Origin of the sequence: Flavobacterium sp. LC2016-01, from assembly GCF_009711135.1 — a bacterium.
Classification (GTDB): domain Bacteria; phylum Bacteroidota; class Bacteroidia; order Flavobacteriales; family Flavobacteriaceae; genus Flavobacterium.
Genome location: NZ_WMIC01000001.1, coordinates 491,340 through 516,605, shown reverse-complemented (window position 1 = coordinate 516,605; position 25,266 = coordinate 491,340). Strand labels below are relative to the sequence as shown.

The window sequence follows — 25,266 nt, the reverse complement described above, 5'->3', positions numbered from 1 at the left end:
TTTACTGCTTTTTTTATATAAAAACTTGAATTTTAGTTTAATTTCAAAGCTTCAGAAGTCTCTTTTCTAAGTTTAGCTAAAAGTTCAGGCTTGTCATTTAATGTCTGACCGTAAGAAGGAATCATTTCTTTTAATTTTGCTTCCCACTCTGGTGTTTTGATTTGATTTGTAAAACATCTGCTTACAAGATCAATCATAATCGCTACAGCCGTTGATGCTCCTGGAGATGCCCCCAAAAGAACCGCAAGAGTTCCGTCATGCGTATTGATTACTTCAGTACCAAATTCTAAAACACCACCTTCTTTTTCATCTTTTTTGATCACCTGAACACGTTGTCCAGCTTTTTCAAGTTTCCAGTCTTTTGAACGTGCAGAAGGCAAATACTCACGAAGTGCTTTCATTCGGTCTTTTGGAGACTGACGCACTTGCTCGATTAAATATTTTGTAAGCGGAATATTGTGATATCCGGCAGCTAACATCGGAATTAAATTATTCGACTTTATAGATAACGGCAAATCTAAATAAGAACCATTTTTCAAGAAACGAGTTGAGAAACCTGCAAATGGTCCAAAAAGCAATGCTTTTTCGCCATCAATTACACGAGTATCAATATGAGGTACAGACATTGGAGGTGCTCCAACACTTGCTTTACCGTAAACTTTTGCCTGATGTTTTGCAATAACTTCTGGATTTGTACATTTTAACCATTGACCGCTTACCGGAAATCCGCCGTAACCATTTCCTTCAGGAACATTTGCTTTTTCTAATAAAGGCAATGAACCTCCTCCAGCGCCAATAAATACAAAGCTTGTATATGCTTTTCTTTTTTGTCCAGTTGAAAGATCAGTGATTTTAATTCTCCAAGATTTATCCTCACGCTGTTTTAGTTTCTTAACCTCATGATTAAAAAATAAACTAACACCATCAAGTTTCTCAAGGTAACTAAACATGCTTCTGGTCAAAGCACCAAAATTAACATCGGTACCAATTTCCATATGCGTTGCCGCTAATGCTTCGTTATTTTCTCTGCCTTCCATTACTAATGGCATCCATTCTTTCAGTTGATTAAAATCAGTACTGAATTCCATTTCAGCGAAAATTGGGTTGCTTTGCAAAGCTGCAAATCTCTTTTTAAGATATTCTACGTTTTTATCACCCCACACAAAACTCATATGAGGAACACTTTTTATAAAATTTTCTGGAGATGGCACTTTCTTTTCTTTAACTAAGTAAGACCAAAACTGGCGTGAAATTTCAAAAGATTCTGCTATGCTGATTGCCTTTTTTGGATCAATACTCCCATCAGCCTTTTCTGGTGTATAGTTTAATTCACAAAAAGCGGAGTGCCCTGTTCCTGCATTATTCCATGCATCTGAACTTTCTGCTGCGGCAACATCCAGTCTTTCATAAATTTCAATTTTAATATCCGGCTGCAGCTCTTTTAAAATTAATCCAAGAGTTGCACTCATAATTCCAGCTCCAATAAGTACTACTTCACTATTAGAACGTATTGTATTGTCAGGCATAACAGTATTTGTTTTTAAAATGCAAAGGTACTTTTTTCAATCGCAAAAAAAAACTAAAATCTGCATGATAAAAGTTAGGAAATCATATTTTTTTCTAAATAAAGTGAAATTTTTAAGCCCGAAACTTAAAAACGGTTAGAAGAAAGATAGTCTTGAAGCATAATCGTTGCAGAAATTTCATCGATCAAACCTTTGTTTTGACGTTGTTTTTTGCTCAGTCCGCTGTCGATCATGGTTTGAAAAGCCATTTTTGAGGTAAAACGCTCGTCAACACGAACCACTTTCATGTCTGGAAAAATATTTGAAAAATGAGTTACAAAGCCTTTTATTATAGAAGCACTTTCTGAAGGAAGTCCGTTCATTTGTTTCGGCTCGCCAATTAAAACCGCTTCGACTTTTTCTTTGGCAAAATAATCTTTTAAAAAATCAATTACGGTATTGGTTGGGATTGTCGTTAAGCCCGATGCAATTATTTGCATTTCGTCAGTAACCGCAATTCCTGTGCGTTTTTGTCCGTAGTCTATGGAAAGTATTCTTGGCATTTTAAAATTTTTATCAAAGATAACTATTTTAACTTTTTGATTTCAACAATCCAATACTCTAAAAACCAAATAAAAAATCCGCTTTAAAAAAATTTAAAAGCGGATTCACCCAAAATATTTAAAACCCTAAAAAATTCAATTTACCTATTAAATAGTCTTCTAAAAAAACCTCTCTCCTCCTCTTCTTCGTCTTCAGTCTGTTGTTCGTACTGCAAAAACTTAGATTGAGATTTTTCATGTTCCAGAATTAACTCCTTAATATATTCAACATACGATCTCTTTTTCTCTTCCAAAAAACCAATTAAATACTTTTCACTAAATTCTACACCGCTTGCTACTTCAATCTGTAAAAGCTTTTTGTATAAAGGTTCAATATGAAGAGAAACCACTTCATGCGGAACAGATTGTCTTCTTCCAAAATAATTTACAATCACTCCATTTTCATCTTTTGCTATTTCAAAATCGGTAATAACCCAATAGTATCTGCCCGATTTTGCTAAATTTTTCACGATTGCATGAAAATTTTTCCCTTGTTTCAGATTTTCCCAAAGCACTTTAAAAATGACCTTGGGCATATCTGGATGCCTAATAATATTATGCGGTTGTCCCATCAATTCATAATCTTCATAACCCGAAACATCTACAAACACTTCATTGGCATATTCTATAATACCAAAGGCATTTGTTTTACTCATAATAACTTGCGTTTTATCCCAAGTAACTTCTTTGTCAATTACCGTAACTTTATTCTGGAGCTGATTTTCTTGATTCATAATACTGTGCTTATAATTTGTTTTGGAAAGGTATTTTATTAGTTCTATTTACTCTTTTTCAGAATTAACGCTGCGAAAGTAGTCCCAAGAAAAAAGCTAAAATCTGATTTTTGTCATATTTTGATATAAAAAAAACTTTTAGAGGCTTTTAATGTAATTAAAATCAAAACTAAAATTCTTTAATTTATCAAATTAAAAACAAAATGTTACATATATAACATTTTCAAAAAGGTTTTGCTTTTCCGCTTTTCCACAAATACGCTATCTTTGCCAAAAATTAAAACTTATGAATTCTTTACAGACTATAATTGAACAAGCTTGGGAAAACAGAGCTTTATTACAAGAAACTGCAACAACTGATGCGATCAGAGAAGTTATCGAGCTAGTAGATGCAGGAAAATTGCGTGTTGCTGAACCGGTTGCAGAAGGATGGCAAGTAAACGAATGGGTAAAGAAAGCTGTTGTAATGTATTTCCCAATTCAAAAAATGGAAACATGGGAATCTGGTATTTTTGAATATCACGATAAAATGCTCCTTAAAAGAAATTATGCTGAAAAAGGAATTCGTGTAGTACCAAACGCTGTTGCACGTTACGGAGCTTATATTTCTAGCGGTGTTATCTTAATGCCTAGTTATGTAAATATTGGTGCTTATGTTGACGAAGGAACTATGGTTGACACTTGGGCAACTGTTGGTAGCTGTGCTCAAATTGGTAAAAACGTTCACTTGAGTGGTGGTGTTGGAATTGGCGGTGTTTTAGAGCCATTGCAAGCTGCCCCGGTAATTATTGAAGACGGTGCTTTTATTGGTTCTCGTTGTATTGTTGTAGAAGGTGTTCATGTTGGTAAAGAAGCTGTTCTTGGTGCTAACGTATGCTTAACTGCTTCAACAAAAATTATTGATGTTACTGGTGATGAACCAGTTGAAATGAAAGGTTTTGTTCCTGCACGTTCTGTTGTAATTCCAGGAAGTTACACTAAGAAATTTGCTGCTGGAGAATTTCAAGTTCCATGTGCATTGATTATTGGTACTCGTAAACCATCTACAGATTTAAAAACTTCATTAAATAATGCACTTCGCGAATACGACGTTGCGGTATAAATTTTAGAAAATTCAAATTAAAAAATCCAAATTCCAATCTAATAATTGGAATTTGGATTTTTTTTTGCATAATCAGAAAAAAAAATTATACTATTGCACAAATTTTACAAGATTTAAAACTGCCGTTTATGTCTACTGAAAATAAAAAATTATCTGTCATTATATTAACTTATAATGAAGAATCCCATATTAGTGATGCAATTAAATCTGTAGCATTTGCAGATGAAATAATTGTTTTAGATTCTCATAGTACTGATGCGACTGCTGAAATTGTTATCGATCTAGGCGTTGAGCTTCTTTATAGAAAATTCGACAATTATTCGAATCAAAGAAATCATGCCATTGAATCTGCAAAAGGAGAATGGATTCTTTTTCTTGATGCCGACGAAAGAGTTACGCCTGAACTTAGGGATGAAATCCTAGAAAGCATCTATTCCAATAAATCTGATGCCTACAGAATCTGGTTTCCTCACTTTTTTATGGATCGTTTTTTATTTCATTATACAGATAAAGTAACGCGCTTGATGAAAAATGAAAATCTTCGTTTTGAAAATGAAGTGCACGAAAAATTAGTTGTAAAATCGAAGCCGCCTGTATTAAAGAACTACATGATACATTATACCTATAAAGGTCTATTTAACTTTATATACAAAAAAGATAGATATGCATGGTTTCAGGCAAAAATGTCACACCAAAAAGGAAAAAAAGCTACTCTTTTTCTATTATTCTTTAAACCTTTTTACCGATTCTTTCATACTTACTTTATAAAAAGAGTTTATCTTGATGGAGTTCCAGGATTAGCAGCCGCTTCTATCGATGCTTATGGCGTTTTTTCAAGATATGCAAAAATGGTATTACTAGAAAAAGATCTAGAATAATTTTAATTTTCCAAATCTTATTTTCAATTTAAAAACCATCAAACTGTCAAAACCTTTAATGTCTATACGTTTGATTTCATAATTATCTTTAAAAGGAAATATATTAGGACGATTACCGATTTTTAATGCAAATTTCATCTTATTTTCAGTAAGTAATGTTTTGAAATTTGCATTTTCAACACCTTCTTTTGGATAGTTTCCATAAGGATATGCAAGTGCTGGATATACTTTAAGATTATGGGTTTTAATTTCTTTTTCGCATTTGAAAAAATCATTCTCGATTTCTGAAGAGCTTAACATTTCATATTTATTATGCCCATAAGAATGATAACCAAGTTCAATTATATGACTTGGCAATTTTTTTAATTGCTCAATAGTCATAATTTTTTGCTCCGGCTCTCCTGTATCTTTATTCCAAAAATCTGTTTTTCCTATATATTTAAAAGGAATAAAGAAACTGGCTTTTAGTTTGTACTTCTCTAACAAAGGCAGCGCATAAATTAACTGATTTTCGGTAACGTCATCAAAAGTCAGGATAATACTTTTTTGAGGAATCGTTTTCATTTTTTCCAATTCCGAAAAATGAAATGTCTTATAATTATTGTCACTTAAATATTGAAATTGTCTTTCTAAATTTTGTACCGAAACTGTCAATTTATTACAATCTGAAGGAGATTGGCATACATTATGGTACATTAAGATTGATAATTTAGACATTTTAATTAATTTTCGGCAAAGTTATGGTTTTTAACATTATTTTTGGCGAAAAAATCAGAAATCGTGTTGGCTGAAAAAATAAGCATCATCTCTCTTTGTTACAATGACGAGACCTACATAAAAAAACATTTCGACAATTTATCATTTGCCAATGAGATCATTCTAATTGACAATAACAGCACGGACAAAAGTGTTGAAATTGCCAAAGAATTGGGAGCAACTGTTATTTTGCAAAAAGATAAGTTGAAGGCTGAATGTGTCAAATCAGCAATTGCATCTGCAAAAAACAATTGGGTAATATTACTTAACTGTACAGATCATCTTTCTGAGGAACTTATAAATGAAATGAGTTCTGAAATTTCCAAACCTAAAACTGAAGCATCCTATTTTTCTGGGCAAACTTTATTTTTCTTTGGAAAAACTATAAAATACGGCGTGTTTTTAACGAGAAAGAAACTCTTGCTTTTTGATAAAACGAGACATTCCTTTACTGAAAGTGCTTATAATAGCTTATTTAAAAGACCAAAACTCTTCAAAAACAAAATAGCATCTTTTGCTTACAAAAATTTTGATGACTTTAGCAACAGGGTAAATGTAGTACGGAAAGAAGAAGCTTTGGTTTTGTTCAATAAAAATAAAAGACCAAATATTTATCATTTTTTCATAAAACCATTTTTCATTTTTATAAATCAATTTTTTCTAAAATTAGGCTTCCTTAATGGCCGTGAAGGATTTATTTTAGCCTACATATATTCTTTCTCCATATTAAAACGTTATTTTATTCTATGGCTCTTATACCGTAATATGGATTGATTTTTTCAACACATTTTATAAAAAATTAAGCCTTAATTTAAAATACTCAAACCATTTAAAATGAAAATATTAGTAATACAGCAGAAAAGAATTGGAGACGTTTTGCTAACTTCTATCCTTTGCAATAGTTTAAAGCAGGCATATCCAGACGCTACAATAGATTTCATGTGTTATCCTAATTGCAAAGATGTTTTGCTTGGCAATCCAAATATTGATTCTATAATATTGCTTCCAAATGAAGTGCGAAAATCATATCCATCATTATTTAAATTTTTCTTTGAGATTAGAGCCAAAAAATATGATGTACTTTTTGATGTATATGGAAAATTAGAAACCAATTTAATAACATTGTTTTCTGGTGCAACTACTAAAATATCATATTACAAATGGTATTCTTCGTTATTTTACAATCACAATCTTCATCGACTGCCAAAAGAGGCTAAAACAAAATATGGTCAGGCAATTGACAATAGACTTTTGTTATTACAGCCATTAAAGCTGGATGAAAGCGCAATTAACCCTTATCCAAAATTATACGTTGCTCCTAAAGATAATGATGATGCATTAGCTTTATTTAAAAAGCATAATGTAGACCAAAACAAGAAAATTGTAATGATCAGCCTTTTGGGAAGTGAGAAAATAAAAACATATCCTTTAGAATATATGGCTGAAATAGTTGAATATGTAAGCCAAAATAATGATGCTGAAATTTTATTCAATTATTTCCCGAGTCAAAAAGAAGATGCACAAAAAGTTTACGATCTCTGTTCATCTGAAACGCAGAAAAAAATACATTTTGATTTATTAGCAGGCACTTTAAGCTCGTTTATTGCTATAATGGATTTATGCGATGTCATTATAGGAAACGACGGAGGCGCAATAAATATGGCAAAAGCGTTAAACAAACCTTCGTTTACTATTTTTTCTCCTCATGTTGACAAAAATGACTGGGCAACTTTTGAGGATGGCAAACAAAACATCTCTGTACACTTAAATGACTTTAAACCGGAACTATTTAGCGAATTGGGAGATAAAGAAGTAAAACCAAACACGCTTCAATTATACACTGAATTTAAGCCTGATTTTTTCAAGGATCAAATCTCATTCTTTTTAAATGAGCATTTGTAATTCATTATATTTTCAGAAAGCAAAGACGAATCTTATTATTTTTTCCAGAATTTTAGTTTCTTTTTAAGTCTTTGCTTTCTGGCAAATTTTTCTTGAAATTCACACGTCTCGCTCCACATCTTTTCAAAAATTTCAGCTTCTGACTTATTAGTATACAATTTAGCATACTCATTACTCATTACTGCAATCATATCTTTTTCAGGCGTTAAACGTCTTAAATTATGCATTCTTTGCTCAAAACTCATAGTTTCATGAAAATCCATTCGGTTTAAATCGACTAAAAAGAATTCGTATTTATTATCTGCAACCTTTTTTATCAAAGTATTTCCGGGAGAATGGTCTAAAAATTCAATTCCTTTTTCATGCAGATCAAAAGAAAATCTAGTAAACTGTCTTAAAATAGTATCACCATCTGGATAATCTGGAATTAGTATCAATTCCCTGTAAGTCAATTCTGTTACTAAATGTTCACTTACATAATAACTGTCTTTTAAACCTAACGCATTAAAATTTTCAACAAATGCAATTGGCTCTGGAGTTCCAATACCTTTACTCAGCAGAATTGTAGCGTACTCATAAGAGCGTTCTGCTTTTGATTTTCGAAAAAATCTATAAACAACCTTATTTACTAAATTAGGGACCTTAAATGATTTAATATTAATTGTTTTACCTTCAAGATCAAATAACTTTATAATATTACGTTGTCCGTTGCCAAAAATAATACCTGACCCATTAAAATCTCTGGTTACACCAAGAATAGATGAGATAGCGTTTAGAAAAACGGGATTTACTCTAAAATTCATTTATGATTCTTTATAAGCAACAAAAGTAGGCATAGAATATAATACTTCAAATGAATATGATTTTTTTCATATTACTTAAATTGTACTAAATGCACTAATTTGTTATAATTTGTTTTTGTTTGTTTTAACTGATCAAAACACATAATTCCTTTAAAAAATACGCGTTTCCAAAATGGAAAACGAACATTTTACTTTTATATTACTTCAAAGCAAATTAAATCGAAACCAATATGTTTTTACTTTAGATACCAAAAAAGCAAAAAGGTTTAATCTAAAAATAAAAAAACACAACTTTAAATGATCGCATTAAATTATCAATGTACAACTATCCGAAAATAATTCACTCTAATACAACCTTTTAAATCTTTGACATTGAAGCACTGTTGTGGCTGAAGAACCAACAATACTTTCTCTAAGCTTCTTCAATAGTTTATTATCACTTATAAAGTTAAGCAATAATTTTTTAGTATTTATCAATTATAGGTTTCCAAAAATCAATAACTTTTGGTTTATTAATTCCATGACAGCCAAACGGAAGTACATTATTAGTAAGTGCCATTCCCAGATTTGGTTTTCGGTCTAGTGCAAAAAAGATAGCTTCTTTATAATCTGGAATTTTAAAATTACTTTCAAATTCAGGAGCTTTTATTGACCAGAACACATCTTCGATAGCATAAATTTTCTTTTTTTCTTCTTTTAAAAAATCAGAAATAAACTGCTGATATTTTTTTGCAATTACATAATGTGATGCCACTTTACGCAATGAGAATCCACCGTTTCCTGACTTAAAAAAAATCTGATGTCTTTCTTGTTTTTTCTTAGACAGCTTTCGGACTAATTTATGATAGTATTTCAAAAACACAGTGTCTTCAGGTGTAGCAAGCCAAGGCGCGCCGATATAATCATATCCTTTTTGGCACCATTTTGTCAAATCATTTTTAAAAACAAAAGCATCCAACTGATAGATCAAAATATATTCTGAATCTAAAAAACTTTCGTAAAATATAGGAGACAAAAGCAATTCATTGTAACCGTCAATAGAGGTAAAATAACTTTTGGGAAAGCTCTTGGAAGTAACATTATCAAACTTATCAGTCAAATAAGAATGATTCAATCCTTCTGGATGCACAATTACAATTTCATAGTCTTTTAAGACTTTACAGCATTGTAAAAACGATTTTTCTTCAAGTTCACCAAAATATTCCTTGTAAGCAGGAATAATTACTTTTACAAGATTTTTAGACATGTCGTGTTTTAGATTAACTACTATTTAAGAGTAAATTCTGAGTTTAAAAAATTAAATCAGATTCGCTCTTTTCGATATTCAACTTGACAACAAAAATAATCTTATAAATTACAAAAACTTGATTATTGTAAATATTTTTAAACTTTATACGAAGAAGAAATATTATTTTTGCAATAAAATTACATTCCATTTTACAATGAACGAAGAAATAATCAAAGCTTACGAAGTTATTAAAGAAGGAGGAATTATTCTTTATCCTACTGACACCGTTTGGGGAATTGGATGCGACGCTACTAATCCTGAAGCCGTTGCTAAAATCTACAAATTGAAACAGCGTGCCGAAACTCAAAGTATGATTGTACTGATGAATGGGGAAAAAATGATGTATAATGTTTTTAAAAATATTCCTGAAGTGGCGTGGCAAATTTTAGATTTATCTGAAAAACCGACTACTTTAATTCTTGACGAACCGAGAAACGTGGCTCCAAATATTATTGCAGCCGATAATTCGCTTGGAATTCGTTTAGTAAAAGAGCCATTTTGCTTTAAATTATTAGAGCGAATGAAAAAACCTTTAGTTTCAACTTCAGCCAATATTTCTGGCCAGCCAACACCAATAGCTTTTAAAGATATTAGTCCCGAAATTGTAAATGGTGTTGATTATGTTGTCAACTTATATCACGATAAAGTTGCAGGAAAACCATCGACAATTATAAAATTGACAAACGATTCGCAGGTTAAAGTGATTCGTAAATAATTGTTAATTATCAATTGTTAATTATTAATTTCTTTAAGGCTCTCAATCAGCCAATCGATATCTTCTTTGGTGTTATAATGACTAAATGAAATTCGAAGATTTGGCAATTTTAAGTCAGACTCCGAAAGCATTTCTTTTAAAACATGCGATGGCTTAATGCTTCCTGACTGGCAGGCGCTTCCACGTGAAACTGCAATTCCTTTCATATCCAGACTAAACAGCAGCATCGAAGTTTTATCTGAAGAAAAAGGCAGAATAATATTGATGATATTATAGAAATCTTCTTTTTTTCCGTTAATTCTAAAATCTGGAAAATGAATTTCAAGCTGTCCAATAAGATACGTTTTTAAGCCTGAAATATAATCTCTTTCTTCGTTTAAATTCTCACAAGAAACAGCCAAAGCTTTTGCCATTCCGGCTATTTGATGGACAGCTTCGGTACCGGCGCGCAGTCCTTTTTCCTGTTCTCCGCCAAAAATTAAAGGCTGCAGTCCAGAATTTTTTCGAACAAATGCAAATCCGACTCCTTTTGGTCCATGAAATTTATGTGCACTGGCTACTATAAAATTAACTGGTATTTTTTGCAGATCGATTTCTGTTTTCCCAATAGACTGAACCGTATCTGAATGAAATAAAGCACTGTATTGTCTGCAAATAACACCAACTCGCTCAAGATCTAAAATTGTTCCTGTTTCGTTGTTTACATGCATCAAACTGACAATAGTCTTTTTATCTTCTGACAATAAATTAGACAAATGTGTCAAATCAATACTTCCATCTGGATTTACATTCACATAATCGACTTGAATACCGTAATCCGATTCTAAAGCCAAAACAGTGTATAAAACAGCGTGATGCTCAATTCTTGAGGTAATAATTCGCTTTACGCCGAGATCTTCAACTGCCGAACGCAAAATCCAGTTATCAGCTTCAGTGCCGCCAGAAGTAAAAATAATTTCCTGTGCAGAACAGTTTAAATGTTTAGCGATGCTTTTTCTGGAAAGTTCTAAAATAGTTTTGCCATTTCGTCCAAAACTATGCGTAGAAGACGGATTACCAAAATCTTCTGTCATCACTTTTGTCATTTCCTGAATCACTTCAGGACGCATGGCGCTGGTAGAGGCGTTATCGAGATATACTTTTTTCATTACTGCAAAGTTATAAAATATCAATTGTCCAATCTTCAATATCATTTGCGAAATTTTTCACTATTTTTGACCCAAATAAAATTACGATGAAAAAATATGCAAGCCTTCTGTTATTTGCACTTTTATTAAACGGCTGTGATGATGGTGACTTAACTGTAGAAACTATTGATTTTAAAGATGTCTCCGCTACAAGCTGTGATCCTACAACTAATACTTTGATTTATAAACTTAAGCCTCAGGAATCTTTATTATTACAGATGCCAGAAAATAGTCTTAAAAATGAACCAACAGCAAAAGATACTTTAACTTACGATATTGATGATAAAACTTTTCGCTTTTTCTACAGAGCTTATGATGGTGCTGTTACACAATCAAACGTCTGTGATGCGATACCTCCAGCGACACCAAACATTAATCAGGAATGGCGTGCACTTGCAGGTAAACTTCAAATCGTAACCAAAGCGACTTATAAAGATCCTGCTCCAGCAGACGGACATACAGAAATTGTTGGGTACAATCACAATATTACTTTAAAAAATGCAACATTTTCAAAACCAGGTCCTGTGTTAGTTAATGATGAATATGTTTTTGGAGATTTTAAAACAACTGTTGATCCTGTTGTTGTATCTTTTACAGATGAAGTAGCAAAATACTGCGATGTTCAGCTTAAAGTTTACAACAATAATTCATCAAACGCACTTGTAATAGAAAATTTAGACAAATCTTTAATTGTAAATGTAGATACACCTGCCGGACAGCCAAGAAAAAGCCTAATCAATTTACCTACAAGCGATCCAAAAGTTACATCAAATAATCTTTATTACAGAATATATTCCGGGAATCTACCTGAAATAACTAAAGACTATTTTTGCATAAATTCAACGCCATCTACTCCAACAATAAAAGATACTTGGGTAGGTGTAGCAGGAGTTGTAAACGTAAGTGGAATTATTGAAGTAACTACAACCAGCAGTCTTAAAGTTTTCAAACATAAAGTGGTAATAAGAAACGCAACTTTGACAAAAGGAAACAGTACTTTTAGACTTGCAACCGAATTTGTTTTAGGAACTGTAACAACAATAGCACCATAAAAACAATATAAAAAAATGCTTTAAAAAGCACTTTTAAATTCTTACAAAAAAACATCCATTTTTCAAACTGATTTCATAGTAGAATCAGAACGAAAAACGGATGTTTTTTTATGCTTTAATAATAGCTGTTTTTTAGATCAAAAAAAGTGCTATTTATTGTTTTGTCTAAAATAAACTTCGGTTGCTCCAAGACCATATTTTTGATAATTGGCATCTTGAAAATCTAATCCATCATAACGACCTAAAAGAAAATCAAGTTCGGCTTTTAAAATTCCTTCGCCGACACCGTGAATAAAAACAATTTTTGGAATCCTATTTTTAATCGCAAATTCAATATGTCTTTTTGCCGTTTCTGTCTGCAAAGTCAAAATATCATAATTGGACATACCGCGTTTATTTGGAACCAATTTCTCAATATGCAAATCAAATTCGGGAGCCGAAATTTCGCGTTTATCTTTCTTTTCTTTGACAAAACTTCGTGCTTTTGGCTCTGTTTTCTCTTTTGAAATTTCTTCTAAATCAATTCTTTTAATAGAATTCATTAAATTACTGGTTTCCTGAATCTTAATCAATTCGTTGACAAAAAATGTCATCATAAATCCATCTTCAGTTTCAATCAAAACTTCGTTATTTTTCACTGAAACTACTATTCCGTTTATGGCTTCATCTAAAACAGAAACCTTATCTCCTTTACTCAGCATCTTCTTCGTCTTTATCTTGATTTTTACTTGGCGTTTTTGCACTCAGCTGCATCATTCCATACATAAAAACTACAATTGCAGCAATCATGATATAGATATTTTTTTCTTCAGAAACTTGCTCATAAAGCGCTACTCCAATGGCAAGAATCATTATTAAAATTTTAAAAGCTTTCATTTTTTTTCTGGTATAAGATTTCAAAAGTATAAAACTTTAAAATAGCAGTTCGATTCTTCTGAATTGATATCGAATATTTTTTTGTAAAATTGCAAAAACATTCCCTTGAATTTAGAAATCTATATGATTCCCTGCTTGTTCAAATCACTCTTTGGATTTGACTGTCTCGGCTGTGGTTTTCAGCGCGCTTTATTCTTACTTTTTCAAGGCGAGTTTTTAGCCGCTTTTAAAATGTATCCGGCGCTTTATTCTACTCTTTTATTTTTCGGATTTTGTATTTTTTACTTTTTCGACAAATCAAAAAAACACAAAAAGCTAATTTGGAATTTAGCATTATTAAATCTGATTTTTGTTGTTTTCGGCTATTACCTCAAGCATTTCTACTTTTGATTTTTGTCCCGAAGCCTCGGGATTACTTTTTGATCTGATGCAAAATATCATTCATCATTTCAATCTGAACTTTTTGAATTTCGATTAATTCCTGCTGTTGATGCATAATCAAATGATCGATTTTATCATGAATCATTCTGATCTCTAATTCTGATTTCAAGTTGATCATAAAATCTTTTTTAGCGCGGTTTCTGTCTTTTTCTTCCTGACGATTTTGACTCATCATAATTACCGGCGCCTGTAAAGCAGCGATACAAGATAAAATCAAATTAAGCAGAATAAAAGGATAGGGATCAAAACCTTTGTTTACCAAAATCAAAACATTTGCACTAATCCAGATAACAATAAAAAGCACGAATGAAATAATAAAAGTCCAGCTTCCTCCAAAATCAGCTACTTTATCGGCTATTTTTTGTCCAAAACTTCTGGACTCATCTTCATCTTCAACAATGCTTACAATTGATTTATCTTCCTTTAAAGACGAAATAACATTTTTTTCAAGATCTGAAAGCATTCCGATTTCACTAGATAAATAATTCGAAATATACTTTTGGCGGTAATCATTCAATTCTTGAACCGAAATACAATCCTCGTCACAAAACGAAGGAAAATCTTTGATAATAAGACCTAGAATAGGATTGTGAATTGATTTTCCTGAGATTTTCTGATTGTCTGCCAATTCAAGACCAGAAATGGCACTTTTAAAAGTTGAATTATTTTTCATTTTTAGAAATTTTACTGGCTAATTTACGCATTTAACTTTTTAAGATACATACAAATTAATCGTATTTATCAATCATTTAATTATCACAAATAGGATTGCCAACACAAAATTTCTTTAGTTAATTCCTGCCCTTATTTACAAAAAACGCCTTACTTTTAACGTTTGAAAACATTCAATCAATTTTACCATTGTGACAAAAGACACTATCATACAAAATATCAAAGCTTTAAAAAGCCATTCAAACATAAATTACGGAATCAAAACTAAAACAGAAGATTTTACCGAGAAGCTTTTTTACACACTTTTTGATTCGAATGCCGCTTTAGACAAAAGCATTGACGATCTCGAAATTCGTTTTAAAGAGATTGCAGTTCTGGCATGCCAAAAACCAGAAAACTTATGCGAATCAATCTGGGACAGATTTCTAGAGAAACTTCCGGGTGTTTTAGAAAAGTTAAATGAAGACGCAGCTTATATTTTAGAAAATGATCCTGCATCAAACAGTATTGATGAAGTGTATCTGGCTTATCCAGGTTTTTATGCCATTGCCATTTATAGATTAAGCCACGAATTATATCTACTCGATTTATTATTATTTTCTAGATTAATGAGTGAATATGCACACCGCATTACTGGAACAGATATTCACGCCGGAGCTAAAATTGCATCGCCATTTTTTATTGATCATGCTACCGGAATTGTTATTGGCGAAACCACAGTCATTGAAAAACATGTAAAAATATATCAAGGTGTTACGCTTGGCGCTTTGAGCGTAAGCAAAGAGATGAAAAATGCAAAACGTCATCCTACTGTAGAAAAAAATGTCTGTATTTACGCCAATGCAACAATTTTAGGCGGAGAAACTATTATCGGAAAAAATAGTGTTGTGGGCGGAAATGCGTGGATTACAAAATCTGTTCCTGCAGATTCTATCGTTTTGAATACTACTACAACAGAAGTTAAAATAAAAGAAAAAAAATAAAATGAGTCCACAGAAATTGGTTAACCTTATTGGAAATACTCCATTGATGGAAACTGTCAATTTGGTTAAAAATAAAAACGTAAAACTTTTACTGAAACTTGAAGGAAATAATCCTGGGGGAAGTGTAAAAGACAGAGCGGCATATAATATGATTGCGGCAGCTTTAGAAAGAGGCGAAATTAAAAAAGGTGATAAACTGATTGAAGCAACAAGTGGGAATACCGGAATTGCTCTGGCTATGATTGCACAATTGTTTCAAATTGAAATTGAATTGGTTTTACCAGAAGATTCTACCAAAGAACGAACTCAGACCATGCGTGCATATGGCGCTACAGTGATTTTAACGCCTGCTGAAGAAGGAATTATTGGCTCTAGAGATTATGCCGACAAAAAAGTCGCAGAAGGCGGTTATATCATGCTAAATCAATTTGCAAATGATGATAACTGGAAAGCGCATTATAAAACAACAGGTCCAGAAATCTGGAACGATACTGAAGGAACCGTTACGCATTTTGTATCTGCGATGGGAACCACAGGAACGATCATTGGAACTTCGACTTATTTAAAAGAAAAAAATCCAGCTATACAAATCATCGGTGCGCAGCCAAGCGATGGATCTCAGATTCCTGGAATTCGTAAATGGCCACAGGAATATCTGCCAAAAATATTTGATGCCTCAAAAGTTGATACTGTTATCGATGTCAGCGAAGACGAAGCCAGAGCAATGACAAAACGTCTAGCGCTTGAAGAAGGTGTTTTTGCCGGAATGAGCAGTGGTGGTTCTGTTGCCGTTGCCCTAAAAATAGCCGAACAATTAGAATCTGGTGTTGTGGTTGCGGTAATCTGCGATCGCGGCGACCGTTATTTGTCTTCGGATTTATTTGATTAAAAGATACAAAGTTGCAAAGACACAAAGTAACAAAGGTTTCTAAACTGAGTAAAAAACTTTAAATCTTTTCAACAAAAAACTTTGTCTCTTTGTCTCTTTAAACCTTTCTAACTAAAAAGAAAAAAATGATCTACAGAAAACTAGGAAAAACAAACTTTAATATCTCTGAAATCTCACTTGGAACTTGGCAAGTTGGAGGAAAATGGGGATCAGGATTTGACGATAAAACAGCCGATGCGCTTATCAATACGGCAATTGATAATGGTGTTAATTTTATTGATACTGCCGATGTTTATGAAAACGGTTTAAGTGAAACTGCTGTCGGGCGTGTTGTGCGCTCAAGATCTGAGCGTATTTACGTTGCTACAAAATGTGGGCGATTTATTAATCCGCATGTAAATGAAGGTTATCAGCCAAAAGTGCTTCAAAAATTCGTTGAAGACAGTTTAAAAAGAACAGGATTAGAGGCGCTAGATTTGATTCAGCTGCACTGCCCTCCTACTGAAGTCTATTATCGTCCAGAAATTTTTGAATTATTTGACCGTTTAAAAGATCAGGGGAAAATTTTAAATCTTGGCGTAAGTGTCGAAAAAGTAGAAGAAGCTTTAAAAGCCATCGAATATTCAAATGTAACTACAGTTCAAATTATATTTAATTTGTTCCGTCAGCGTCCTTCGCAATTGTTTTTCTCAGAAGCGAAGAAAAAAGACATCGGAATCATTGCTCGTGTTCCACTTGCAAGCGGACTTTTAACAGGTAAATTTGATTCGAAAACCACTTTTGAACCGCAGGATCACCGTAATTTTAATCGTAACGGAGATGCTTTTGACAAAGGCGAAACATTCTCAGGAATTGATTATGAATTAGGCTTAAAAGCTGTTGAAGAATTAAAAGCGCTCTTCCCAGAAAATCCAAACCTTGCTCCTATTGCCCTGCAATGGATTTTGAATTTTGAAGAAATCAGCTGTATTATTCCCGGCGCATCAAAAGCAGATCATGTTTTATCAAATTTATCTGTTTATAATCTTCCAAAAATAAGTCCCGAAAAAATTATTGCAATGAACGCAATTTATGAAAAATACATAAAACCATCTGTTCATCACTTATGGTAGCTTTTTAAAATACTAAGGTTCTGAGACACTAAGATGCTAAGTTTTTTTTCAATCTTAGTATCTCAGAACCTTACTATCTTTTTTATCCACGCAACCTTTTTTGAATTGGCACATCTATGTATAAGACTAACCTTCAATCACTAACCATGAAAAAATTAAGTTTTATACCAGCTGCTCTTTGTCTGATTTTTGCTTCCTGCAGTAATGATCGTGCTGAAGATAATAATGCCAAAGAAACTGACCTGCAGCAATTAGAGAAAATGTATCAGGAAATTGTAACGCTTTCGAAAGTAAATTCGGAGACCTGTACAGATTCAAAAGATTGGGATTTTACTGCAATTGGTTCAAAAGCTTGTGGCGGACCTGAAAAATTCATTATTTACTCAAAAAAAATAAATACTGCTGCATTTTTAGCTAAAGTAAAAACCTATACTGATGCAAGAGCAGCATTTAATGTAAAATGGAATATTTTCTCGACCTGTGACGTTGCCCTGCCACCCGCTGGAGTTGGATGTGCTGATCGAAAACCAGTTTTATTGTGGAATGTTGCTTTTTAAACACAAGTAGTCTTAAAGATCAAATTCAATTTTGAATTCAGCTCCTCTATTCTTACCATCACTTTCAGCGTTCAGCGTACCTTTATGACGTTCGATTATTTTTTTGCATAAATAAAGACCAATTCCCGTTGATAATTCGTTTGCAGTTCCCAATCGGCTCATTTTAGTGAATTTTTTGAATAATTCTTCGATTTGATTTTTATCAAAACCAATTCCTTTATCGGCTACAATAATCTTTAATTTCGAATCTTCACTGTAAATTCGGACTTTCACTTCGCTGTCAAAATAGGAGAATTTTATTGCATTGCTTATCAAATTAACTAAAACCTGAACCAGCAGACCTTCGTCAATTCTTAATTTTGCTTCAGATATATCTAAACTTAAATTCAACGTGATATTTTTATCCAATAAACGCTGTTCCACTTGTTCATTTATAAAAGGTACAATCCCTGTAAAAACGATCGTTTTAGCTTCGGGATTAAGCTTCGCAACCTGATCCTGTTCTTTCAGCAGTTTTATAAAATTTTCGATGTATCGAAATTGCAAATTAGTCGATTCACAAATTAATTCGGCTAAATGTTTAACAGATTCTGATGGATTTTCGCTTAAAATCAATTTTGCCAGTCCCTGCGGATTTCCTGCGAAATTTTTCAAATCATGCGAAAGCATATAAATCAAATCTTGTTTTTCATTTATAAAACTTTCAGACTCATAAATCGATTCTTGAATATTACACATCAACAAACCTGCTTCATCTGTATATTCCGTCGGCAAAACCGAAAGTTTACGATTATTTCTATAATCATCCAGCGATTTTGAAGCAATAGCTATTGGCATAATCAATTGATTTAAAACCAGCAATGTCACAGCAGTAGCCAATAATGTCATAATTATTGCAAAAATCACAACAGAGGCTACAGAAATATTGTACGATGAAAACAGTACAAATAATAGAATACCTATTAAAGGAATATGAATTCCGATGAATGCAACAAATAAAAATTTAAAAGCATAACTCTTTTTAAGAAAACTTATTTGTGACAGATTATGATACAACTTCATAAAAAAATAACAATACTAATAGGTTAAAAACGCAGCACTTGGGACAATTGCTAAGAAACAAAGTTAACTTTTAAACTCAATTTATATGTTAAATTAAACAATTTGATAAAATATTTTGAAAATTAAATTTATAAAAGTTTTCAAACCCTTATTTTTGCGCTATGGGAAGAAAAAATACAGACAAAGTTGTCTTTCATCAAATTGAAGTTTTAGACGCAGGAGCTAAAGGAGTATCAGTAGCAAAAGCTCCTGATGGAAAAGTAATCTTTATTCCGAATGTTGTGCCCGGCGATGTTGTGGATGTACAGACATTCAAAAAAAGAAAAGCATATTACGAAGGAAAAGCCGTGAAATTTCACGAATTTTCTAAACATCGTATTGAACCAATCTGTGATCATTTTGGTGTTTGCGGCGGATGTAAATGGCAAAATATGAAATACAGTCAACAGCTGTATTACAAACAAAATGAAGTAAAAAATCATTTACAGCGAATAGGAAAAGTTGAACTTCCAGAATTTGAAACTATTTTAGGTTCTGAAAAACAGTTTTTCTACAGGAATAAAATGGAATTTTCTTTTTCAAACAGCCGTTGGTTAACCGAAAAAGAAATTGGAAGCACAGAAGATTTAGGAAACAGAAACGCATTAGGATTTCATATTCCTAAAATGTGGGATAAGATTTTGGACATTCAAAAATGTCATTTGCAGGAAGATCCTTCAAACGCAATCAGAAACGAAATTAGAACTTTTGCCAATGAGCATAACTTAGCTTTCTTTAATCCGAGAGAACATTCTGGATTATTGAGAACTTTAATGATTCGTACTGCTTCAACAGGCGAAATCATGGTTTTAATTCAGTTTTTTGAAAATGACAAAGCAAACCGTGAATTGGTTTTAGATCATTTATACGAGAAATTTCCGCAAATCACTTCATTGCAATATGTTGTAAATGCAAAACAAAACGATACTATTTACGATCAGGATATAAAACTTTATAAAGGAAGAGATTATATCTTGGAAGAAATGGAAGGCTTGAAATTCAGTATAAATGCTAAATCTTTCTATCAAACCAATTCTGATCAGGCTTACGAATTATACAAAATAACGCGTGATTATGCTGGATTGACTGGAGAAGAAACTGTTTATGATCTATATACAGGAACCGGAACTATTGCACAGTTTGTTTCTAAAAAAGCAAAAAAAGTAATTGGTGTAGAAAGTGTTCCTGAAGCTATTTTAGATGCCAAAGCAAATGCTGAACGCAATAATATTACTAATTGCGAGTTTTTTGTTGGAGATATGAAAGTGGTATTCAACGAAGCTTTTATTGCACAGCACGGAAAACCAGATGTAATTATTACAGATCCGCCAAGAGACGGAATGCACGCTGCGGTAATTGATCAAATTTTAAAAATTGCTCCAAAAAAAGTTGTTTACGTAAGCTGTAACTCGGCTACACAAGCACGTGATTTAGCTTTGATGGATGAAAAATACAAAGTTACGCGCGTACGTCCGGTTGATATGTTTCCGCAAACGCATCATGTCGAAAATGTTGTACTTTTAGAACTTCGATAATAAAATATAAATGAGAAAAATAATTTCAGTTTTACTAATTTTTACTTTTGGCCTATCAAGTTGTGAAAAAGACGATATTTGCGATCCAGATACTCCAACAACACCAAGATTAGTAATTACATTTTATGATGCTGACAATGCCTCTGCACTTAAATCAGTTACCAACTTAAAAGTAACTGGAGAAGATATGCCCGAAGGGATTATTTTTAATGAAAACGCAACTGGTGATGCAAAGTATAGAGCAAACGGAAGTAAAATTTCTATTCCTTTAAGAACAAATGCAAAATTTTCGACATTTACCTTTACTTTAGATGATGGTAATGAAAATACCGCAGCAATAAATGTAGACCAGGTAAGATTTAATTATACAACTCAAAATCTTTATGTTTCAAGAGCTTGTGGTTTTAAAACCATTTTTACTCTTGATCCTTTTTCTGACGGAATTCCGCCAACAAACGCATTTATAAAAACCGATCCAGATTCGAAAGGCTTCTGGATGAGGCAGATTTTTGTAGAAAAATATAACATTGAAACAGAAAATGAGACACACATTAAAGTATATTTCTAGTTTTTGCTTATTGTTTTCAATGTTTTTGGGTCATGCTCAAGAAACGCCGACTACTACAGTAACCAAAGAAATCGTTCCTGAAAAATCAAAAACAGAAACAGTAACGAAACCTGCTTTGCAGGAAGTAAAAGCCGACAGCATAAAAACAGACCGTTACGGGCTTCGTGTGGGAGTTGATTTGTACAAATTAACTCGTGGTCTTTATGACAAAGATTATAAAGGAATCGAATTTGTAGCTGACTGGCGTTTGACAAAAAAATACTATTTAGCTGCTGAGCTTGGTTTTGAAGATAAAACGACAGACGATGAGAGATTAAACTCATCAGCAACTGGAACCTACATTAAAGGTGGTTTTGATTACAATTTGTATCAAAACTGGCTTGATATGGAAAATTTGATTACTATTGGTATGCGAGGCGGTTTCAGCACATTTAGTCAGGAACTAAATAGTTATAAAATTTACAATGCAAATCCATATTGGGGTGAACAGCCTGCAATTGTGGATCATCAAAAATATAGTGGCCTTACAGCTGGCTGGATTGAAGTAGCAATGGGTATAAAAGCAAAAGTTTTTAATAATGTATTTGTTGGTTTTGGTGTGCAGCTGAAAATGTTGGTTGCAAATACAAAACCAGACAATTTTGACAATTTGTACATCCCAGGTTTTAATAGAACTTATGATGGAAGTTTCGGAATTGGCTTTAACTACACTGTTTCTTATTTTATCCCTATTTACAAGAAGAAAACGGTTATTCCTGTTGTTCCGGCTAAAAAAGCACCTAAAAAATAAAATTTACCAAATACTAAAAAACCACGAACTCATAATTTTGAATTCGTGGTTTTTTATTTTATTTCTAAAGCTATTAAGAAAGCTGAAAATTAACTGCTGCTTTTGAATGTATCAAAGTTGTATCAAAAACTGGAACTGAAATGTCTTCGGGTTTTATTACTAACGGAATTTCAGTACAGCCCAAAATAATTCCTTCTGCACCATTTTTAATTAGTTCGTTAGCAATTTCAAGATAACGCTTTTTAGTTTCATCAGTAACGAGACCACGGCCTAATTCTTCAAAAATAGTGTAATGAATAAAATCTTTATCACCTTGGTCAATTGGAATAATTGCTTCGATTCCTTTATCAGCTAGTTTATCTTTAAAGAAATCCAATTCCATTGTAAACTTAGTTCCCAATAAACCGACTTTTTTAATTTCTTGCTTTTGAATTTCAACAGCCGTTTCAGTTGCAATATGAATAAGAGGCAAATCAATGGCTTCTTCCAATCTATCAGCAATAAGATGCATCGTATTGGCGCATAAAACAATCGCTTCTGCCCCGCCCGATTTTAAAAATTCGCATCCTTTAAAAAGCATTTTAAAAGTTGAATCCCAATCGTTGTTATCGTTATTCTTTTTGATATCGGCATAATTAAAAGAATAAATCAAACATTCAGAGAAGTTCAAACCTCCCATTTTCTCGTTTATTCCTTCATTAATAAGCTTATAATAATCAGCCGTTGAAACCCAGCTGATACCGCCAATAAGTCCAATTTTCTTCATAATGCTGATTAAAATTTTATCCGATTTCTTTAATCCCTTTTATAAAAATCCATTTCATAAAAAGCTTTTCACCATCTTTAGTTTTTACAGCCTGAAATTTAGGTCCAATAAGAGTTGCCACAATAAAAGAAGTCATTGGAATCCAAAATCCCGTTAAACCTGTATACTGCGAAACAATGAATCTGCCCAAAATAAACAGAATCGCAAAAGTTCCTAATTGATATAAAAAAGCTCTTACTTGTAGTTTTGTCATTTTTTTTGAGTTGCTGAGGTTCTGAGATGCTAAGGTTCTAAGGTTTTCTTTTAGAACTTAAGCTTTGAACCTAAATTATTATATAACTAAATTTCGCAAGCCAAATCTCTTAGCACCTTAGTACCTCAGAAACTTAGCGTCTTAGATCTGAAATTTCGTTCTCTTGCTTCCTTCGTACATTTCGTATTTTACCAAACGTGCTTCAAGGCTTCCGTTGAAAAGTTTAATTTTTCTTGAAGGCTTTAGTCCAACAAATTTCAAAGCTTCAAGATTTGCCGTTATAAACCAAGCGTTTGTTCCAGGATAACTTTTCTTTAAAGTATCGCCAATACTAGCGTAGAATTTCTCCATCTGAATATCCAAACGCTCATCGTACGGCGGATTGAAAACCATATGCAGTTTTCCTTCAACCGCTTTTTCAGTATCAAAAAAGTTATCTTCAGAAACTGTTACATAATCTTCAAGATTTGCATTTCTGATATTGTCTTTGGCTTTGCTTACCGCACTTGGCGCTTTATCAAAACCTTTTATCGTATAATGAAATTCCTTTGTTTTTTTCATTAAACTGTTTACAATCTGATCAAACAAATCGTTGTCCCAGTCTTTCCATTTTTCAAAAGCAAACTCTTTTCTGTTGATGTTTGCCGGAATATTGCAGGCAATCATTGCGGCTTCCGCCAAAAAAGTTCCAGAACCACACATTGGGTCTAAAAAGTGACTTTGCCCTTCCCAGCCAGATAACAACAAAATTCCTGCTGCTAAAACTTCGTTGATTGGTGCGATATTCGTTGCAGTTCTGTATCCGCGTTGGTGCAGTGAATTTCCAGAAGTATCCAAAGCAACCGAAACCTGATCTTTATCGATATGAACGTTAATTCTTAAATCAGGATATTGTTTATCGATGCTTGGTCGTTGTCCCGTTCTTTCTCTAAACTGATCTACAATCGCATCTTTACATTTTTGAGAAACAAACTCAGAGTGATTAAAATATGTCGAATGCACTGTTGCATCAATAACAAAAGTTTGGTTTGCATTAAGCAATTTAGACCAGTTTATGCCCGAAATTCCTTTATACAAAGCCTGCTCGTTATTGGCTCTGAACGAATAAATCGGCTTTAAGACTTTAAGCGCCGTTCTCAGTGATAAATTGGCTTTGTACATAAACCCTTTATCGCCTTTAAAACTCACCATTCTCACCCCTTTTTCGACATCCTGAGCACCAAGAGCACGCAATTCGTTTTCTAATATTTCTTCGAAACCAAAAAAACATTTGGCTATCATTCTAAAATTTTCTTCCATCTTTATTTTTGTATTAAAAAACAACCCCAATCGCATCTATAGTATAACGTTTATTTACGTATCGTCGCGAAATAGTTATTTTTCGGCAAAAATACACTAAATTTGCGGTACTTTGAATTAATTGAAATAGAATAAATGTCTGAAGCACCAAACTCATCAACACCAAATCAGGAGCGTAACACCGAAAACTGGTTTACATCATGGTTTGACACTCCGTATTATCACATTCTTTATAAAGACCGAAATTACAGAGAAGCTCAGATTTTTATGGATAATCTTACGCATTATCTCAATCTTCCTGAAAAAGCAAAAGTGCTTGATTTAGCCTGCGGAAAAGGGCGCCATTCTATATATCTAAACCAATTAGGTTTTGATGTTTTAGGAGCCGATTTATCTGAAAACAGCATCGCCGAAGCCAATAAAAACAGCAACGAAACCCTTCATTTTAAAGTGCACGATATGCGTGAGGCTTTCGAAGAAAAATTTGATGCTATTTTTAATTTGTTTACGAGTTTTGGCTATTTTGAAAGTGACGATGATAATCTTACGACTTTAAAAGCGATCAAAGAAAGTTTATCTGAATATGGTTTTGCCGTAATTGATTTTATGAATGTGAATCAGGTAATCGAAACTTTGGTTCCCGAAGAAGTTAAAACCGTTGACGGAATCGATTTTAAAATTAAAAGATACCTTGAAGACGGACATATTTTTAAAGAAATTGATTTTGAAGATCAAGGCCGAAAATTTCATTTTACCGAAAAAGTAAAAGCGTTAACATTGAAAGATTTTCAGGATTTAATGGAGGAAGCCGGAATCTATCTTTTAGATATTTTTGGAGATTATAAACTCAAAAAATTCCACAAAACCGAAAGCGAACGATTAATCATGATTTTTAAATAA

General features: G+C 32.7%; 29 protein-coding genes. 15 read left to right on the top strand and 14 right to left on the bottom strand.

Features of this window, described 5'->3' with window-relative positions; all coding sequences use genetic code 11:
• Positions 1-32: 32 nt before the first annotated feature.
• The 3 genes from GKZ88_RS02300 to GKZ88_RS02290 all read right to left on the bottom strand — a co-directional run bounded on the left by GKZ88_RS02300 (position 33) and on the right by GKZ88_RS02290 (position 2,841).
• A complete protein-coding gene (locus GKZ88_RS02300; RefSeq protein ID WP_155100783.1) occupies positions 33-1,526 on the bottom strand; it encodes a malate:quinone oxidoreductase in 1,494 nt (497 codons plus the stop codon).
• Between the two features lie 125 nt (positions 1,527-1,651).
• Complete coding sequence (gene ruvX / locus GKZ88_RS02295; protein WP_155100782.1) at positions 1,652-2,068, bottom strand: Holliday junction resolvase RuvX; 417 nt, start codon at positions 2,066-2,068, stop codon at positions 1,652-1,654.
• A gap of 140 nt (positions 2,069-2,208) precedes the next feature.
• Entirely contained in the window at positions 2,209-2,841 is a 633-nt protein-coding gene (locus tag GKZ88_RS02290) for a PAS domain-containing protein (RefSeq protein WP_155100781.1), read from the bottom strand.
• A gap of 286 nt (positions 2,842-3,127) precedes the next feature.
• Between GKZ88_RS02290 and GKZ88_RS02285 the strand changes: the two genes are divergently transcribed.
• The gene (locus GKZ88_RS02285) at positions 3,128-3,943 is read left to right on the top strand and encodes a 2,3,4,5-tetrahydropyridine-2,6-dicarboxylate N-succinyltransferase (protein ID WP_155100780.1); all 816 of its coding nucleotides are present in this window, start codon (positions 3,128-3,130) and stop codon (positions 3,941-3,943) included.
• Between the two features lie 128 nt (positions 3,944-4,071).
• On the top strand, positions 4,072-4,821 hold the full coding sequence (locus GKZ88_RS02280; protein ID WP_155100779.1) for a glycosyltransferase family 2 protein: 750 nt from the start codon (positions 4,072-4,074) through the stop codon (positions 4,819-4,821).
• On the opposite strand, the gene GKZ88_RS02275 is transcribed toward GKZ88_RS02280, so the two are convergent.
• Positions 4,813-5,538 carry a polysaccharide deacetylase family protein gene (locus tag GKZ88_RS02275; RefSeq protein WP_155100778.1) on the bottom strand — a complete coding sequence of 242 codons (726 nt, stop codon included), beginning with the start codon at positions 5,536-5,538 and terminating at the stop codon, positions 4,813-4,815. The genes GKZ88_RS02280 and GKZ88_RS02275 overlap by 9 nt on opposite strands.
• 42 nt (positions 5,539-5,580) lie before the next feature.
• Between GKZ88_RS02275 and GKZ88_RS02270 the strand changes: the two genes are divergently transcribed.
• Positions 5,581-6,351, top strand: a complete 771-nt coding sequence (locus GKZ88_RS02270; RefSeq protein ID WP_155100777.1) for a glycosyltransferase — start codon at positions 5,581-5,583, stop codon at positions 6,349-6,351.
• A gap of 60 nt (positions 6,352-6,411) precedes the next feature.
• Entirely contained in the window at positions 6,412-7,479 is a 1,068-nt protein-coding gene (locus GKZ88_RS02265) for a glycosyltransferase family 9 protein (protein WP_155100776.1), read from the top strand.
• A 35-nt stretch (positions 7,480-7,514) separates the two neighbouring features.
• Here the strand turns inward: GKZ88_RS02265 and GKZ88_RS02260 are convergent, their stop codons facing one another.
• Together GKZ88_RS02260 and GKZ88_RS02255 are read right to left on the bottom strand one after the other, a co-directional pair.
• Positions 7,515-8,282, bottom strand: coding sequence for a Kdo domain containing protein (locus GKZ88_RS02260; protein WP_155100775.1), 768 nt, complete (start codon positions 8,280-8,282; stop codon positions 7,515-7,517).
• A 463-nt stretch (positions 8,283-8,745) separates the two neighbouring features.
• Positions 8,746-9,528, bottom strand: a complete 783-nt coding sequence (locus tag GKZ88_RS02255; protein ID WP_155100774.1) for a DUF5672 family protein — start codon at positions 9,526-9,528, stop codon at positions 8,746-8,748.
• A 196-nt stretch (positions 9,529-9,724) separates the two neighbouring features.
• Between GKZ88_RS02255 and GKZ88_RS02250 the strand changes: the two genes are divergently transcribed.
• Positions 9,725-10,285 (top strand): L-threonylcarbamoyladenylate synthase, encoded by a 561-nt coding sequence (locus GKZ88_RS02250; protein ID WP_155100773.1) that lies wholly within the window; start codon positions 9,725-9,727, stop codon positions 10,283-10,285.
• 17 nt (positions 10,286-10,302) lie between these two features.
• On the opposite strand, the gene GKZ88_RS02245 is transcribed toward GKZ88_RS02250, so the two are convergent.
• Positions 10,303-11,433 carry a cysteine desulfurase family protein gene (locus GKZ88_RS02245; protein WP_155100772.1) on the bottom strand — a complete coding sequence of 377 codons (1,131 nt, stop codon included), beginning with the start codon at positions 11,431-11,433 and terminating at the stop codon, positions 10,303-10,305.
• Between the two features lie 86 nt (positions 11,434-11,519).
• Between GKZ88_RS02245 and GKZ88_RS02240 the strand changes: the two genes are divergently transcribed.
• Positions 11,520-12,524 (top strand): hypothetical protein, encoded by a 1,005-nt coding sequence (locus GKZ88_RS02240; protein WP_155100771.1) that lies wholly within the window; start codon positions 11,520-11,522, stop codon positions 12,522-12,524.
• A gap of 149 nt (positions 12,525-12,673) precedes the next feature.
• On the opposite strand, the gene GKZ88_RS02235 is transcribed toward GKZ88_RS02240, so the two are convergent.
• Both GKZ88_RS02235 and GKZ88_RS02230 read right to left on the bottom strand, forming a co-directional pair.
• Positions 12,674-13,225, bottom strand: a complete 552-nt coding sequence (locus GKZ88_RS02235) for a Smr/MutS family protein (RefSeq protein ID WP_155100770.1) — start codon at positions 13,223-13,225, stop codon at positions 12,674-12,676.
• Positions 13,215-13,400, bottom strand: coding sequence for a hypothetical protein (locus GKZ88_RS02230; protein WP_155100769.1), 186 nt, complete (start codon positions 13,398-13,400; stop codon positions 13,215-13,217). The genes GKZ88_RS02235 and GKZ88_RS02230 overlap by 11 nt, the downstream gene beginning before the upstream one ends.
• Positions 13,401-13,523: 123 nt before the next feature.
• Between GKZ88_RS02230 and GKZ88_RS02225 the strand changes: the two genes are divergently transcribed.
• Positions 13,524-13,790 carry a DUF2752 domain-containing protein gene (locus GKZ88_RS02225; RefSeq protein WP_196216446.1) on the top strand — a complete coding sequence of 89 codons (267 nt, stop codon included), beginning with the start codon at positions 13,524-13,526 and terminating at the stop codon, positions 13,788-13,790.
• A 22-nt stretch (positions 13,791-13,812) separates the two neighbouring features.
• Here GKZ88_RS02225 and GKZ88_RS02220 read toward each other — a convergent pair whose 3' ends face one another.
• Complete coding sequence (locus tag GKZ88_RS02220) at positions 13,813-14,514, bottom strand: DUF1003 domain-containing protein (RefSeq protein WP_155100767.1); 702 nt, start codon at positions 14,512-14,514, stop codon at positions 13,813-13,815.
• 190 nt (positions 14,515-14,704) lie between these two features.
• Here GKZ88_RS02220 and epsC point away from each other — a divergent pair, with 190 nt between their 5' ends.
• From epsC to GKZ88_RS02200, 4 genes are all read left to right on the top strand, one after another.
• On the top strand, positions 14,705-15,496 hold the full coding sequence (gene epsC / locus GKZ88_RS02215) for a serine O-acetyltransferase EpsC (protein WP_347343847.1): 792 nt from the start codon (positions 14,705-14,707) through the stop codon (positions 15,494-15,496).
• Between the two features lies 1 nt (position 15,497).
• Positions 15,498-16,385, top strand: coding sequence for a cysteine synthase CysM (gene cysM, locus GKZ88_RS02210; RefSeq protein ID WP_155100766.1), 888 nt, complete (start codon positions 15,498-15,500; stop codon positions 16,383-16,385).
• 125 nt (positions 16,386-16,510) lie between these two features.
• Positions 16,511-17,497, top strand: a complete 987-nt coding sequence (locus tag GKZ88_RS02205; RefSeq protein WP_155100765.1) for an aldo/keto reductase — start codon at positions 16,511-16,513, stop codon at positions 17,495-17,497.
• 146 nt (positions 17,498-17,643) lie between these two features.
• Positions 17,644-18,054 carry a hypothetical protein gene (locus GKZ88_RS02200; RefSeq protein WP_155100764.1) on the top strand — a complete coding sequence of 137 codons (411 nt, stop codon included), beginning with the start codon at positions 17,644-17,646 and terminating at the stop codon, positions 18,052-18,054.
• Between the two features lie 12 nt (positions 18,055-18,066).
• Here GKZ88_RS02200 and GKZ88_RS02195 read toward each other — a convergent pair whose 3' ends face one another.
• Positions 18,067-19,116 (bottom strand): HAMP domain-containing sensor histidine kinase, encoded by a 1,050-nt coding sequence (locus GKZ88_RS02195; protein ID WP_155100763.1) that lies wholly within the window; start codon positions 19,114-19,116, stop codon positions 18,067-18,069.
• Positions 19,117-19,277: 161 nt separating this feature from the next.
• Here GKZ88_RS02195 and rlmD point away from each other — a divergent pair, with 161 nt between their 5' ends.
• From rlmD to GKZ88_RS02180, 3 genes are read left to right on the top strand one after another with little or no spacing between them, the layout of a single operon-like run.
• Positions 19,278-20,690 carry a 23S rRNA (uracil(1939)-C(5))-methyltransferase RlmD gene (gene rlmD / locus GKZ88_RS02190; RefSeq protein ID WP_155100762.1) on the top strand — a complete coding sequence of 471 codons (1,413 nt, stop codon included), beginning with the start codon at positions 19,278-19,280 and terminating at the stop codon, positions 20,688-20,690.
• Between the two features lie 10 nt (positions 20,691-20,700).
• Positions 20,701-21,258, top strand: a complete 558-nt coding sequence (locus GKZ88_RS02185; protein WP_155100761.1) for a DUF6452 family protein — start codon at positions 20,701-20,703, stop codon at positions 21,256-21,258.
• Positions 21,230-22,048, top strand: a complete 819-nt coding sequence (locus tag GKZ88_RS02180) for a DUF6048 family protein (RefSeq protein ID WP_155100760.1) — start codon at positions 21,230-21,232, stop codon at positions 22,046-22,048. Before GKZ88_RS02185 ends, GKZ88_RS02180 begins: the two co-directional genes overlap by 29 nt.
• A gap of 73 nt (positions 22,049-22,121) precedes the next feature.
• Here GKZ88_RS02180 and GKZ88_RS02175 read toward each other — a convergent pair whose 3' ends face one another.
• The 3 genes from GKZ88_RS02175 to GKZ88_RS02165 form a co-directional block, all read right to left on the bottom strand.
• On the bottom strand, positions 22,122-22,814 hold the full coding sequence (locus tag GKZ88_RS02175; protein WP_155100759.1) for an aspartate/glutamate racemase family protein: 693 nt from the start codon (positions 22,812-22,814) through the stop codon (positions 22,122-22,124).
• 16 nt (positions 22,815-22,830) lie between these two features.
• Complete coding sequence (locus GKZ88_RS02170; RefSeq protein WP_155100758.1) at positions 22,831-23,067, bottom strand: hypothetical protein; 237 nt, start codon at positions 23,065-23,067, stop codon at positions 22,831-22,833.
• A gap of 141 nt (positions 23,068-23,208) precedes the next feature.
• On the bottom strand, positions 23,209-24,366 hold the full coding sequence (locus tag GKZ88_RS02165) for a THUMP domain-containing protein (RefSeq protein ID WP_155100757.1): 1,158 nt from the start codon (positions 24,364-24,366) through the stop codon (positions 23,209-23,211).
• A 135-nt stretch (positions 24,367-24,501) separates the two neighbouring features.
• Between GKZ88_RS02165 and GKZ88_RS02160 the strand changes: the two genes are divergently transcribed.
• Entirely contained in the window at positions 24,502-25,266 is a 765-nt protein-coding gene (locus GKZ88_RS02160) for a class I SAM-dependent methyltransferase (RefSeq protein ID WP_155100756.1), read from the top strand.